We start from the raw sequence: 12,754 nt of genomic DNA, 5'->3' as shown, positions 1-12,754 counted from the left end.
TTTCCATGCGCGCCGCTCGCTCGATGACGCCTGTCCGCATCGTGGGTCTTGCCGGCGTGCTCGCTTGCCTCTGCCTTCCCGCGCGCGCCGCCGATCCCAAGGCCGATCCGAAGCCCGACGCCGCGATCAAGAACGCAAGCATCGAGGCCAGCGTCTATCTCGACGACAAGATCAAGGGAGATAGTGCGCTGGCGGCCGATTGCCTCGCCGAAGGCCGGAAGTGGATCGAGAAGAATGCGGCGGAGGCGGCTTCCGCGCGGAAGGATGAGCCCAAGCTCTTCAAGGATCGCGGCGGCTACTCGTTCGAACGCAAATACTCCGAACGCTCCGTCGTCGACGGCCGCTATGTGAGCGTGCTGCGCGATGACTACATGGACACCCACGGCGCGCATCCGAACTCCGACGTCAACACCATCCTGTGGAATACGACGGCGAAGAAGCGCATCAGCATCCGCCCCTTCTTCACCGAGACCGCAGACAACAGCCCGACCCTGACGGCGATGCGCAAGGCCGTCGTCAGCGCGCTGAACGCCGAGAAGAAGCGGCGCGGCGCCGGCGAGACCGCGACCGCCTGGTGGTACAAGGAGCTGAAGCCCACCCTGCTCAAGATCGGCGCCGTGACGCTGGCGCCGTCGACCGTATCAGGCAAGAGCTCCGGCCTGACTTTCCACTACCCGCCCTATGCTGTCGGCCCCTACGCCGAAGGCGAATATGTCGCCTTCGTGCCGTGGGAAACGCTGAAACCCTACCTGACCGCGGAAGGCACCCGCATCTTCGGCGGCACGCGGCCGAAGGGCGACGCGGACGATCGAGACTAGAACATGACGAAGTCAGGTTGAACCGGTCTCGAGGCAAGGCGCGGCACCTGCCATATGCCCCAGGGCGAGCGTGCGTCTGCGCGATTTCGGAATATTGGAAAAATATCCGTGAGTTGCCCGACGTGTCAAGTAGCCGGGTCGAACGCCGGCCACCGCAGGCTACTTTGCATGGGGTTGTTTTCGATATTTTGGCAACGCGCCTCCCCCCTCCCGCGAGTGACCCGCAAGCGCGAGAGAGAGTGCACCACCGCCTTTGCGGCCATTCAACCTCATCACCTCATGTCCGAGGCGTCATCAACAAGCCGCGCCGGTGCCGATCCGCGTTCCCCTCGCCTGCCATGGCCAGCCGTTGTAAACCAACACCATGACCTCACCGAAGCCTGCCGCTCCCGACATCAGCGCCCTCGCCAAGGACCTCCGTGACGGCCACCGCGCCGCGCTGGCACGGGCGATCACGCTGGTCGAGAGCCGGCGCGGCGATCATCAGGCGCTTTCGCGCGAGCTGGTGCAGATGCTGCTGCCCGACACCGGCAAGGCGTTTCGCGTCGGCATCACCGGCTCGCCCGGCGTCGGAAAATCCACGACCATCGATGCGCTCGGGACGTATCTGATCGAGCAGGGCCACAAGGTCGCGGTGCTCGCGGTCGATCCGTCCTCGGCACGCAGCGGCGGCTCGATCCTCGGCGACAAGACGCGGATGGCGCGGCTGTCGGCCTCGAGCGATGCCTTCATCCGCCCCTCGCCGTCCTCGGGCACGCTCGGCGGCGTCGCGGCGAAGACGCGCGAGGCGATGCTGCTCTGCGAGGCGGCCGGCTTCGACGTCGTGCTGGTGGAGACCGTCGGCATCGGCCAGTCCGAGACCGCAGTCTGCGACATGACGGATTTTTTCCTGGCGCTGATGCTGCCGGGCGGCGGCGACGAGCTGCAGGGCATCAAGAAGGGCCTGGTCGAACTCGCCGACATGATCGCCATCAACAAGGCCGACGGCGACAATCTCAAGCGCGCCAACATCACCGCCGCGGATTATCGCGGCGCGCTGCACATTTTGGCGCCGAGATCCGAGCATTGGCACCCGCCCGTTGTCACCTATTCGGCGCTGACCGGCGCCGGGCTCGACCGGCTCTGGCAGAAGATCCTCGACCACCGTACCGCGATGAACGCCTCGGGCGAGTTCGCCGGCCGCCGCCGGGACCAGCAGGTGAAGTGGATGTGGTCGATGCTGGAGAGCCGGATGATGGCGCGGCTTCGCTCTGATGCCGCGATCCGCGCCAAGGTGAAGAAGATGGAGGCCGAGGTCGCCGGCGGCCGCATCTCGCCCGCGGTCGCGGCCGAACAGATCGCGGAGATGCTGCGTTGAGCGGCAGGCTGCGCATCCTCGTCACCGGCTTCGGGCCGTTTCCGGGTGCGCCGTTCAACCCGACCATGCCGTTGGTGAAGCGGCTGACCGCCCTGCGCCGCCCGGCCTTCGACGACGTCGCACTGTCGAGCCATATCTTCGACGTCACCTACGCGGCCGTCGACCGCGAATTGCCGGAGCTGATCGCAAAACACCGCCCGCAGGCGCTCTTGATGTTCGGGCTCGCCGGCCGCACCGGCTATCTGCGGATCGAAAGCCGCGCCCGCAACGCGGTGACCACGCGCTTCCCCGACGCCGGCCGCCAGCATGCACGCAAGGGATCGATCGAGGGCGACGCCGATGCACGCATGTTCGGGCCGCATACTGACAAATTACTGCGCGCCGCGCTGGCGACCGGCATCGACGCGCGCCCCTCGCGCGATGCCGGCGCCTATCTCTGCAATTACCTGAGCTGGCGCGCGATCGAGGCCGTGAACGACGACAATGACTTGTGCCTCGCGCAATTCGTCCACGTTCCGCCGCTCGCCCATGACGGCACGGCTGCACCCGGCAAATCATCGATCACGCTGGAAGCGCTGGTCGATGCCGGCGAGGCCATGCTGATGGAGATGGTGAAACTGACCCGGCAGGCCTCGCGCGCGTGAGCGTGCGGATCGGGCGGTGCAAGTGCACGCCCTTAGTTGGCATCCTCCAACTCACGCGTACGCAAGCTGCGCATCATTTCAATGAATTCAGGCTCCGCAGGATCGATCTTGCGGAATCTGTAGGGTTCGAACCCAATCATCGGAGGAGGTAGCGCGACGCCTGCCAGCCCGACAGTCAGACTCCCCGTCCAGGTCGTCCCGATGAAATTGACGCGGTAGATGCGCCCCTTGTGCAGCAAATGATGGATCGCCACTACCGGCCCAATGGCTCCTTTCTTCGGGCCATTGTCGATGCAGACAACCAGGTCTCCCACGTCAAACACCGGTCTCTCCTCTCAAGCCAGCGGGCGAGCAATAGTCCAGACGCGTCAACCGTAGACCCCCAGCAAATACTAAAATTGGATCGAATGACGAGGTCTGCAGCGGCCATTCAGTGTCGTCCCGGCCATCGCCCGGACGACGCCTGGGAAGGAACCGTGGGCCCGCATTCTCCCCGGTTTCATGCCAGCGAAGGCGGGGCATCCAGTACGCCGCGGCTTCTCGGCTCTATCACAACCGTCTCTGGAATACTGGATCACCCGCCTTCGCGGGTGATGACACCGGGGAACGCCTCTTTGACAACGTGAAGCGGTTGCACCCGCGATTAACCCTACCGCCAACAATCGGCCCGCTGCGAGGGCGTGTTCACCATGCCGCGCCGCCTTTCGCGCTACCACTCGACCCGCGAACGTCACCGCTCGCGAATGTTGCGAGGGCCTTGCCCATGGACGTCAACCGCCGCCATCTGATCGGAGCAACCGCCGCCGGCGCGGCCGGCGCGCTTGCGATGTCGCCTGACGCTGCGCGCGCCGCCGCGCCATCGACCGGCTCGCTCGGCCGCGACGTCACGCAATATGGCGTGCGCCCCGGCGGCCCCGACGACCAGACCCGCAATCTGCAGCGCGCGATCGATGATGCCGCACGGGCGCAGGTGCCGCTGGCGTTCCCGCCCGGCGTCTACCGCACCGGCCTGTTGCGGCTTGCGCCCGGCAGCCAGCTGATCGGCGTGCGCGGCGCCAGCCGACTGGTGCTCAACGGCGGCGCCTCGCTGCTGGAGGGCGAAGGCGCCGGCGGCATCGTCCTGATGGGCCTGACCTTCGACGGCGGCAACGTGCCGCTGCCGAACCGGCGCGGCCTCGTGCACTGCCTGTCCGGCAGAGACATCCGCATCACCGATTGCCGGTTCACCGGCAGCGGCGGCAACGGCATCTGGTTCGAGCAGATGTCGGGCGACGTCAGCAACAACGTCTTCACCGAGATCGCGACCACGGCGCTGGTGTCGTTCGACGCGATCGGCCTGATGGTCTCGCGCAACACCATCATCGGCACCAACGACAACGGCATCGAGATCCTGCGCACCGCGATCGGCGATGACGGTACGCTGGTCGCCGACAACCGCATCGAGGACATCAAGGCCGGCCCCGGTGGCTCCGGCCAGTACGGCAACGCCATCAACGCGTTTCGCGCCGGCAACGTGATCGTGCGCGGCAACCGCATCAGGAATTGCGACTATTCGGCGGTGCGCGGCAACTCGGCCTCGAACATCCACATCACCGGCAACAGCGTCAGTGACGTGCGCGAGGTCGCGCTCTATTCGGAGTTTGCGTTCGAAGCCGCCGTGATCGCCAACAACACGGTGGATGGCGCCGCCGTCGGCGTCTCCGTGTGCAATTTCAACGAAGGCGGCCGCATCGCGGTGGTCCAGGGCAACATCATCCGAAACCTGCTGCCGAAGCGCCCTGCAGGCACCGACCCCAACGACGGCGCCGGCATCGGCATCTATGTCGAGGCCGACAGCACCGTCACCGGCAACGTGATCGAGAATGCGCCGTCCTACGGCATCGTCGCCGGCTGGGGCAAATATCTGCGCGACGTCGCGATCACGGGCAACGTGATCCGCAAGGCGCTGGCCGGCGTCGGGGTCTCGGTCGTGCCGGGCGCGGGCACCGCGCTCGTCAACAACAACATGATCTCGGAAACGCCACGAGGCGCCGTGGTCGGGCTCGACCATGCCCGCCCGATCACGCCGGATCTGTCGGCAGGCGGCGCCCAGCAATATGCGCAGCTCGTGGTCGGCGCGAACGCGGTGCGGCGCTAGATCCGGAAAATGCGAAGCGGCTTTTCCTCGCGACAAGCGCGGAGATCATGCTCAAAAAAAGCGCTAAAGCGACCGCCTACAGCGCGTTGCGCAGCAGCGGGTAGCGTCGCTGGATGGTGTCGAGATCGAGCACCGGCGGGGGCATCGCCGGAGGGGGCATCTCCAGCGGCGGCGCGTCGGCAACGGTGGGCGGCTCCTCGAGGACCTCGGCGACGGTCTCCAGCGCGGCAGCGACCGCGGTCATCGCAGCCTCCGCCAGGACTGCCGCCTCAGACCGGCGCTCCGACATCGGCGAGATGTCAGGCGGCGGCAGTTTCGAACTGCCGCGGCCGAGCCAGGACAGGTCGATCGGCGAATTGTCGAGCGAGGCTTCGCGGGTCAGCAATTCGCGCCAGATGTCGACCGCGGCGCGGGCTTCCCTGATGTTCTCGAGAAAGGCCTGCTCGCTGTGATAGCGCCGCCAGCGCCCGGTATCGAACAGTTCGGTAAGGTGCTCCAGCCTTTGCTCGGCGAGGTTGCACCAGCGTGCAACGATCTCCTGGCCTCTGGCCACGTCGGTCCGATGTGTCATTCAAGTTGCCCGCGGGAAAAGAAACGGACGCAGACGCAACCGAACCGAATCAACTGGACGTGACGCCGATATTCTGTGGAAAAGGTAAATAAAGTCTAACTAAATTCTTAATCGCGAACGGGCGATCGAAGAAGTCCGCTCTACTACGGAGTTTCTCGCTCGAACTGCCTCAAGTCATCGACTTGCCGTGGTGGCGATGCGCACCGCTCCTGGGGCGGAATGATCCACAGCAAACCGCCGCCGCCGTTGCGCGCATGCCCATCCCATCCCTCCGCGATCGGTCGGCGCCATCGTGCCGCGCACCGTCGAGTCCGTCATGCAAGGGTGCCCCCAAAAGAAAAGACCCGTCCGGGGGGACAACCGGACGGGTCAAGCCATATGGGCGCTTGGGGTGGATGGGCGCTCGCGCCTGATATAGCCGGGGAGGGTTAAACCGCTCCCACACACATAAGTCGTGACAGGAAGGCGGACGTTCAAATCGCCGGCGATTTTTTTAACCTTCTCGCGCCGCGGTTCCATCGCACCGTTGCACGCGTTCGGCGTCGAAAATCACTGCGCAGCACGGCGATTTGCAGTGGAATCCTCTGATGCGATCGACGGCGCGGGTTCAGTCGACGTGCGGCTCACGGAAGTGTTATTGCCGTCCGCCTGCTGTGCAGGCTGCGACGGTTTGTCCGCGGCAGAGGCAACGGGAGCTCTGGTCGCCGCCATCACCGCGGCAAGCGCATCCACCTCCCCTGCACCGAACAGATCGTCACGTCCAGGCGTCCCGAGATCGCGGGCAGAGGTGGTGAGGATTTTTCGCACCTCGGCGGGCTTCAACGCCGGATTCCGTTCCAGCACCAAGGCCGCAATGCCGCTGACGAACGCAGCCGAAAACGAGGTGCCCGACATCAGCTGGTACTTGCCGTCAGGCACCGGCACGAGAAGGTCGGCGCCCGGGGCCGCCAACGCGATATGGCTGCCGCGGTTCGAGGCCGCCATCAGCCGTTCGCCGGCATCGGTGCCACTGACCGCGATCACGTCGGGATGGGCGGCCGGATACAACGGCGGCGATGTCGCGCCGGCATTACCGGCCGCGGCGACCAGCACGACGTCCCGTGCCACAGCGGCGGCCACCGCACGCTCGACAAGTGCGTCCTTCGGTCCGGCGAAGCTCATGTTCACGATCTGCGCGCCATGCGCCACCGCGTAGTCGAGAACTCCTGAGGATCACATAGGACGTGCTCCCGGCGCCGCCCGCGACCGCACCGAAGGCGCGGATCGCCAGGATCCGCACTTCCGGCGCGCTCCCCGTGAGCCTGACACGCGCCGCAATCGCGCCGGCAATGGCGGTGCCGTGGGCGTTTGGAGCATCCTTGCTGCCGAGCGCATCGAAGGCATCGGCGACCGTGTTCGCCAGCTCCGGATGAGCGACATCGACGCCGGAGTCGATCACGGCAATGGTGACATTCATCCCGCGCGCCAGCTTGTGGGCCGCGGTCAGATGCAGTTGTGTCTGGGCATATTGCGCCGGATCGCCGCCGCCCGACGCCTTCTGGTCCTGCAACGCGTAACGGTAGTTGGGCTGCACGGAGCGCACGCCGGCATCGCTTGCAAGCTCGCGGCTCGCCATTTCGGCCGAACGATTGCCCAGGATGCGGAACAGGCCGATCGTCGCCCCCAGCAGCGCGACATTCTGCGAGGCGATCCGCCTCACCCCATGACGGCGCGCGAGTGCATCTGCCTCCGCCGCCGTCAATGCACCGTCGATTTCGGCCACGAGCTCATTCGGCACGGTTCGCACGCTCGACGCATCCTGCGCACGCAAACTGCCGCCACCGCCGGCCCTGCCCTTCCGCGCTGCGGCCTTCCCGCCGCCGTTGCCGGCAACCGGCCGGTCGGAACATTGGCCGCGATCACCGTCATCGCAATTGGCGGAGAGACGGGGCGCGGGGCGCACGGGGGGCGGCACGCGCGGTCGCGGCCCATCGTCGGTCCACGACGTGGCCGGGCCGCGGTCCACCGATGGCGGCATGCGGCCAACTGGGCCGCCGAACCCGCCGGCGGGATTGCCACCAAGCCTTCCGATGCCGGGATTGGCCCGCAACCCGGGCGAGACCTGTGGCGCGCCACCGGTCGGCGATCGCATGAAATTCTGGGCGGAGGCGGAGCCGGCAACACAGACCAGCAACAATGCTGCGGCCGCGGCGATCGCGTGGTTCGTCGATCTGGTCCGGCCGTTGGCGGCCATGGTGACCTCAACTCGGCGCAGAACCGTCAGCTGCCGGTTACGGCGTTTCGACCGCGAGGCTGACGATCTTCTCCTTCTGCAAACGCGCAATCAGCGCAGCGACGCTGCTCTTGTCCATTGCGCGGAACTGCAGCCGGAACATCCCGCCCTTCCCGTCGAGGATCGAGGCCTGGTAATTGTCGAGCAGCGACGTGATGTCGGCGACCCTGGCATCGGGCGTGAAACGCACCAGCAGCCGGGTCGGCGTCGCCGCCACGCTGGCGCCGAGGTCGCGGGTGATCGGCGCACTGGGCGCGACCGGCGCACTGCGCTCGGCGACATCGAGCGACGCCGTCTGAAACAAAGCCGGCTGGCTGCGCATCAGCACCGCGCCGATCACGCCCGCCTGCAACAACACCACGACCGCACCGAGGCCGGACGACCACGCCAGCGTCCGCGGCGACAATTTCGAAAAGAACTCCGAGACAGAGGCCGACATGCGCGCGCCCATCGACGGCTTGTGCTCCGGCTCGGCGTCGATCGCGGCGAACAGCTTCTGCATCGCCCGCGCCGACGGAGCCCCGAGGCTCTCGTTGAGGCCGATGGTCTCGGCATATTCCTCGCGAATGACGGCATATTGCCGGGCGAGCTCCGGATCGCTCGCGAGCGCGTCCTCGACGCGGCGCGTGTCACGCGCGTTCAGCGTGCCGGCCGCGTGCCAGGGCAGCAGCATCTCGATATCGTCAGGCTCTTGCACCTTTGTTCTCGCAGCCATCATGGCCAGCCTCGCTCAACGCCGGCTGCCTTCAGCAGTTCGGCCAGTTTCTTGCGCGCATAGAACAAGCGCGTCTTCACAGTGTTCTCGGGAATTCCGACGATTCCGGCCACCTCTTCCACGGACTTCTCGTGGTAGTAGACGAGATCGACGATTTCCCGGTGTTCCGGCGAGAGGCTGGTCAGACACTCCCGCAACGCCTCACTGGTGTCCTTCTTCTGCACCACCGTTTCCGGATCGTCGGACGTGTCCTCGATCGCGTTCGCGGCTTCTTCGTCCAGTTCGAAATCCTTCCTGCGCCGGAGCGCAGACAGGGCCTTGAATCGGGTGATTGCCAGCAGCCAGGTGGAAACTGCCGATCGGCCCTCGAACTTGCCGGCTTGACGCCAGACGTCGAGAAACACCTCGCTGATGAGGTCTTCCGCCGCCTGCTCGTCCCGCACGAGCCGCAGTCCGAACCTGTAAACCCTGACATGGTGCCGCCCGTACAGCACCTGCATGGCGAGCCGGTCACCTTGGGCGATCCTGGCGATCAAGACCTCGTCGGAAGCCGCCTGTGTCGCGCTCAATGGCCGTCTCGCAAAGTTGGTCTGAAGGGGGGGGTGCGTGGTTCGACGCGAGAGCCAAGATTCTTCACATTACGGCAATGTCCGTACTGCATGTGTGATCTATGCCACAGTCGGCGCTTCCAATGAGGAAAAATCAACCGAGACTCGATAAACGGTATCATGATAGTGAAAACTCTCGCGGACAGGCACCATCCGGCGCGACCATACCAAGGCTTTATCGGCAAGCCAGCACCGTCACGAAGTCCGCCGCGGCGCACGCTTGCCGTACATCGCTCCCGCCTCGCCTCCGCGAACGGATTCCCCTTACGAAACAAGGGCGATGACCGGGTTACACCGGGGTGGATTCGGTTCCAAAGGATACCAAACCTAAAGGCTTGCCACGTAGATTTTCGCCGGATTTCACCAATGGCGGGACCATGGGCAGCGCTGCGTCGTCACTTCCCAGCCCGATCGCGGGCGCATCGGAAAGCGGCCGTCCAAGGCTGACGGCCGAGCGGCTGGCCCGCCGGGCCAAGCAGCGCCGCCAGATCCAGTCGATGATCGCGGCCTGCTTCGTGCTCGACGCCGTCGTGCTGCTGATCTACGCGCATGGCAACACTACATCCGTTTGGGTGGCAGCGGGCTACGCGCTGACGGGCCTGTCTTTGGTCGCCGTCTATGTGGTGCTCTCCGAGCGCGGCTTTCACGAGCGCTTCCGCGACCACTATCTGGTCGCGCCGCAATCGGCGGTCAACATGGTGAACCTGCTGGTGTTCACCTACATCGCGCCGGAAGTCGGCGTGCTGTTCCTCTGCAACCTGTTCGTGGTGTTCGGCTTCGGCGCGCTGCGCACCTCGGCGCGGCAGACCGCGATCGTCTGGACCGTCATGGTGCTGGGCCTCGCCGCGCTGTTCCTCGGCACCGACAAGGCGATCGGGATGCCGACCGCGACCCGGATCGATCGCCTCGCCACCATGCTGGTGTTCGCGCTGACGATCGGGCGCTGCATGTGCCTCGGCATCTTCTCCAGTTCGATGCAGCAATCGCTGTATCAGAGCGGACTGAAGCTGAAGGAGGCCTATCGGCGCATCGAGGAGCTCGCGGAGCTCGATGAACTGACCGGCACCTCCAATCGCCGCAGCATCATGCGCACGCTCGAAGAGGAGATCGCGCGCTGCGCGCGCAACGGCAGCTCTTGCGCGATCGCGCTGATCGATCTCGACTGGTTCAAGCGCATCAACGACGCCTACGGCCATCCCGTCGGCGACGAGGTGCTGCGCACCTTCGCAATCACCATTTTCGCCAACATCCGCCCGGCCGACAGTTTCGGCCGATACGGCGGCGAGGAATTCCTGCTGCTGCTGCCCGACCTGTCGCAGGATCAGGCGATGCGCGCGCTCGAGCGGTTGCGCGGCATCGTTGCCGATCTCGACTGGAGCGCGTTCTCTCCGGGCATGCGGGTGACCATTTCCGCGGGCGTCGCGACGCTCAAGCCGCGCGAAAACTCCGATACGTTGCTCGCCCGCGCCGATGGCGCGCTTTACGCAGCCAAGGCCAGGGGACGCAACCGCGTCGCCAGCGCCTGAGATCCTCCATTTCCTCTTCGGCGCCGGAGAAGCCGTCGCCACTGCTCCAGGACAGAGTCATGAGCTTGAAGCCCGAGACCGCCCCCGAAAGTCTGCTCGACGAGCTGCAGACGACGCTCGCGCACGGCACCGTTGCGCGCCGGGTCGAGACGCTGCGCCGCGTCACCGATCTCTTCATCAACGGCTCGGTGAACTATTCCAACGAGCAGATCGTGCTGTTCGACGACGTTTTCCAATGCCTGCTCGAGCACATCGAAAACTCGGCCAAGGCGTTGCTCGCCGACCGCCTCGCCCCGATCGACACTGCACCGCCGCAGACCATCCGCACCCTTGCCTTCGACGACCTGATCGAGGTCGCGGGCCCCGTGCTGACGCTGTCGCCGCGGCTCGACGACGACACCCTGATCGAAACGGCGCGCAGCAAGAGCCAGGCGCATCTGCTCGCGATCTCGAACCGCAAGACGCTGAGCGGCGCCGTCACCGACGTGCTGGTGCTGCGCGGCAATGACGAGGTGATCCAGAGCGCGGTCAACAATCCCGGCGCGGAGTTCACCGAGCGCGGCTTCACCCGCCTGGTCAGCCGCGCCGAGGGCGATGACAACCTGTCGACCTGCGTCGGCCTGCGCCCGAACATTCCGCGGCATCTCTATCTCAAGCTGGTCGCCAAGGCCTCGGACGCGGTCAGGCAGCGGCTCGAGGCTGCCAATCCGCAGCAGGCCAAGGAGATTCCGATCGCGGTGAAGGAAGCGACGCGACGCGCGCGCTCGGCGCCGGCCGCCGTGACGCCGGACACCACGATCGCACATGCCTTGGTCAAGTCGCTCTACCAGGACGGCCGGCTCGACGAATTCCAGCTCGCAGCCTTCGCCGAGGCCGGCAAGTTCGACGAGACCAACGCCTCGCTCGCCGCGCTCGCCAACGTCTCGGTCAGCGTCGCCGAGAACATGATGATCGAAACCCGCGCCGAGGGCGTCATGATCCTGGCCAAGGTCTCGGGCCTGTCATGGTCGACAGTGCGGGCGATCATCAACCTGCGCGACGACATCTCGGGCGGCGAGCCGACCGATCTACAGGCCTGCAAGGACAGCTATGAGGCGCTGCGCCCATCGACCGCGCAGCAGGTGCTGCGCTTCCACCGCATGCAGCAGTCCGCGCCAGCGGCCTGATTTCCCGTAGCCCGGATGCAGCAAAGCGCAATCCGGGGACCTGTATCCGCGGATGAAGCTGCCCCGGATTTCGCTCCGCTGCATCCGGGCTACGAAGCTCTCTTCCCCTTTCCCCTGAAAGGGGAAGGTCGGGATGGGGGTCAGCCGCAGGCGACGCTGCCCTTGGAGAGAACTGATCCCCACCCGCTTTGCTCCGATGAGCAAAGCGACCTCCCCTTTTCAAGGGGAGGTTAGGGCGCAGCCGGATTTCGCGGAGCTGTTATCGGGCGCGACCCGTTGGCTCCAGCCCGACTACGATTGCTCAATATCGTAGCGCCCGGTTTCCCATCAGCGCGCCGACGCTCGCGACGATCGCGGTCGCCAGCGTGTACCAGGTGGCGACGAACAGCGGCGAGTCATCCGTGCAGTGCGACGCGTAGACGGTCGCCGCCAGCCCCGCCGAGAGCAGGCCGGCTATCGCGCCGGCGACCGCCGGCCGCGCCGGCGCGCCCTGCCGCAGCCCGTACAGCGCGCCGACCAGCAGCGGCAGCGACATCGCGGGGATCGCGGTCATGCAGGCCATCGAATTTTTGCCGATCAGCCGCGTCATCATCGGCGTACGCTGCGGCATCATCATCTCGCCGCTGATGGCGGCGACGAGGATGCCGGCAGGAATCAGCAGCCACCAGCCGAAGCCGCGCAGCGAGGCCTCCGGGCGCGACAGATGCAGGCTGACCGCGATCGCCGAGGCGGCGAGCGCCAGCGTCACGGCGAATTTCAGGTCGAAGAACGGATTGTGCATCGCGCTCATCACGTCGGGCCGCACGCCGAGTTCGGCGAAGAAGATCAGGAGCGAGACCGGCGCCGCCGCCAGCAGTGCCAGCATCAGCGCAAGACCGATCGGACGCGCGCGATAGGCATTGTCGGCGGCAAGGGTTCGAATGAGTTGATCGGTATCCAT

General features: G+C 66.0%; 11 protein-coding genes and 1 pseudogene. 6 read left to right on the top strand and 6 right to left on the bottom strand.

The window, feature by feature from the left end; translation table 11 throughout:
- Positions 1 to 5 precede the first annotated feature (5 nt).
- The 3 genes from RX327_RS14120 to RX327_RS14110 all read left to right on the top strand — a co-directional run bounded on the left by RX327_RS14120 (position 6) and on the right by RX327_RS14110 (position 2,819).
- Entirely contained in the window at positions 6 to 818 is an 813-nt protein-coding gene (locus RX327_RS14120) for a DUF3298 and DUF4163 domain-containing protein (RefSeq protein ID WP_317250623.1), read from the top strand.
- Positions 819 to 1,182: 364 nt separating this feature from the next.
- A complete protein-coding gene (gene meaB, locus RX327_RS14115) occupies positions 1,183 to 2,175 on the top strand; it encodes a methylmalonyl Co-A mutase-associated GTPase MeaB (RefSeq protein WP_317250622.1) in 993 nt (330 codons plus the stop codon).
- Complete coding sequence (locus tag RX327_RS14110) at positions 2,172 to 2,819, top strand: pyroglutamyl-peptidase I (protein ID WP_317250621.1); 648 nt, start codon at positions 2,172 to 2,174, stop codon at positions 2,817 to 2,819. The genes meaB and RX327_RS14110 overlap by 4 nt, the downstream gene beginning before the upstream one ends.
- A 32-nt stretch (positions 2,820 to 2,851) precedes the next feature.
- Here the strand turns inward: RX327_RS14110 and RX327_RS14105 are convergent, their stop codons facing one another.
- Entirely contained in the window at positions 2,852 to 3,142 is a 291-nt protein-coding gene (locus RX327_RS14105) for a hypothetical protein (protein ID WP_028331654.1), read from the bottom strand.
- A 440-nt stretch (positions 3,143 to 3,582) separates the two neighbouring features.
- Here RX327_RS14105 and RX327_RS14100 point away from each other — a divergent pair, with 440 nt between their 5' ends.
- Entirely contained in the window at positions 3,583 to 4,956 is a 1,374-nt protein-coding gene (locus RX327_RS14100) for a TIGR03808 family TAT-translocated repetitive protein (RefSeq protein ID WP_317250620.1), read from the top strand.
- A gap of 76 nt (positions 4,957 to 5,032) precedes the next feature.
- Here the strand turns inward: RX327_RS14100 and RX327_RS14095 are convergent, their stop codons facing one another.
- The 4 genes and pseudogenes from RX327_RS14095 to RX327_RS14080 form a co-directional block, all read right to left on the bottom strand.
- Positions 5,033 to 5,527, bottom strand: a complete 495-nt coding sequence (locus RX327_RS14095) for a TIGR03809 family protein (RefSeq protein WP_028331656.1) — start codon at positions 5,525 to 5,527, stop codon at positions 5,033 to 5,035.
- Positions 5,528 to 6,076: 549 nt separating this feature from the next.
- Positions 6,077 to 7,760: pseudogene (locus RX327_RS14090) on the bottom strand (S8 family serine peptidase).
- Positions 7,761 to 7,797: 37 nt separating this feature from the next.
- On the bottom strand, positions 7,798 to 8,517 hold the full coding sequence (locus RX327_RS14085) for a hypothetical protein (protein WP_050387103.1): 720 nt from the start codon (positions 8,515 to 8,517) through the stop codon (positions 7,798 to 7,800).
- The gene (locus tag RX327_RS14080; RefSeq protein ID WP_317250619.1) at positions 8,514 to 9,083 is read right to left on the bottom strand and encodes a sigma-70 family RNA polymerase sigma factor; all 570 of its coding nucleotides are present in this window, start codon (positions 9,081 to 9,083) and stop codon (positions 8,514 to 8,516) included. Before RX327_RS14080 ends, RX327_RS14085 begins: the two co-directional genes overlap by 4 nt.
- 416 nt (positions 9,084 to 9,499) lie before the next feature.
- Here RX327_RS14080 and RX327_RS14075 point away from each other — a divergent pair, with 416 nt between their 5' ends.
- Positions 9,500 to 10,648 (top strand): GGDEF domain-containing protein, encoded by a 1,149-nt coding sequence (locus tag RX327_RS14075; protein WP_317251256.1) that lies wholly within the window; start codon positions 9,500 to 9,502, stop codon positions 10,646 to 10,648.
- Between the two features lie 59 nt (positions 10,649 to 10,707).
- The gene (locus tag RX327_RS14070) at positions 10,708 to 11,814 is read left to right on the top strand and encodes a DUF2336 domain-containing protein (protein ID WP_317250618.1); all 1,107 of its coding nucleotides are present in this window, start codon (positions 10,708 to 10,710) and stop codon (positions 11,812 to 11,814) included.
- 301 nt (positions 11,815 to 12,115) lie between these two features.
- Here RX327_RS14070 and RX327_RS14065 read toward each other — a convergent pair whose 3' ends face one another.
- A complete protein-coding gene (locus RX327_RS14065; RefSeq protein ID WP_028331662.1) occupies positions 12,116 to 12,754 on the bottom strand; it encodes an NrsF family protein in 639 nt (212 codons plus the stop codon).

It is taken from the genome of Bradyrhizobium sp. BEA-2-5 (assembly GCF_032918025.1).
Classification (GTDB): domain Bacteria; phylum Pseudomonadota; class Alphaproteobacteria; order Rhizobiales; family Xanthobacteraceae; genus Bradyrhizobium; species Bradyrhizobium pachyrhizi.
The sequence above is the reverse complement of the archived record's forward strand: the minus strand, read 5'-3'. Positions and strand labels throughout refer to the sequence as shown.

What these genes read in the sequence shown, in the direction of transcription:
- RX327_RS14095 (WP_028331656.1), bottom strand. Translation starts at nt 5,527, where the DNA reads ATGACACATCGGACCGACGTGGCCAGAGGCCAGGAGATCGTTGCACGC.
- RX327_RS14075 (WP_317251256.1), top strand. Translation starts at nt 9,500, where the DNA reads ATGGGCAGCGCTGCGTCGTCACTTCCCAGCCCGATCGCGGGCGCATCG.
- RX327_RS14070 (WP_317250618.1), top strand. Translation starts at nt 10,708, where the DNA reads ATGAGCTTGAAGCCCGAGACCGCCCCCGAAAGTCTGCTCGACGAGCTG.
- meaB (WP_317250622.1), top strand. Translation starts at nt 1,183, where the DNA reads ATGACCTCACCGAAGCCTGCCGCTCCCGACATCAGCGCCCTCGCCAAG.
- RX327_RS14120 (WP_317250623.1), top strand. Translation starts at nt 6, where the DNA reads ATGCGCGCCGCTCGCTCGATGACGCCTGTCCGCATCGTGGGTCTTGCC.
- RX327_RS14065 (WP_028331662.1), bottom strand. Translation starts at nt 12,754, where the DNA reads ATGGATACCGATCAACTCATTCGAACCCTTGCCGCCGACAATGCCTAT.
- RX327_RS14085 (WP_050387103.1), bottom strand. Translation starts at nt 8,517, where the DNA reads ATGATGGCTGCGAGAACAAAGGTGCAAGAGCCTGACGATATCGAGATG.
- RX327_RS14100 (WP_317250620.1), top strand. Translation starts at nt 3,583, where the DNA reads ATGGACGTCAACCGCCGCCATCTGATCGGAGCAACCGCCGCCGGCGCG.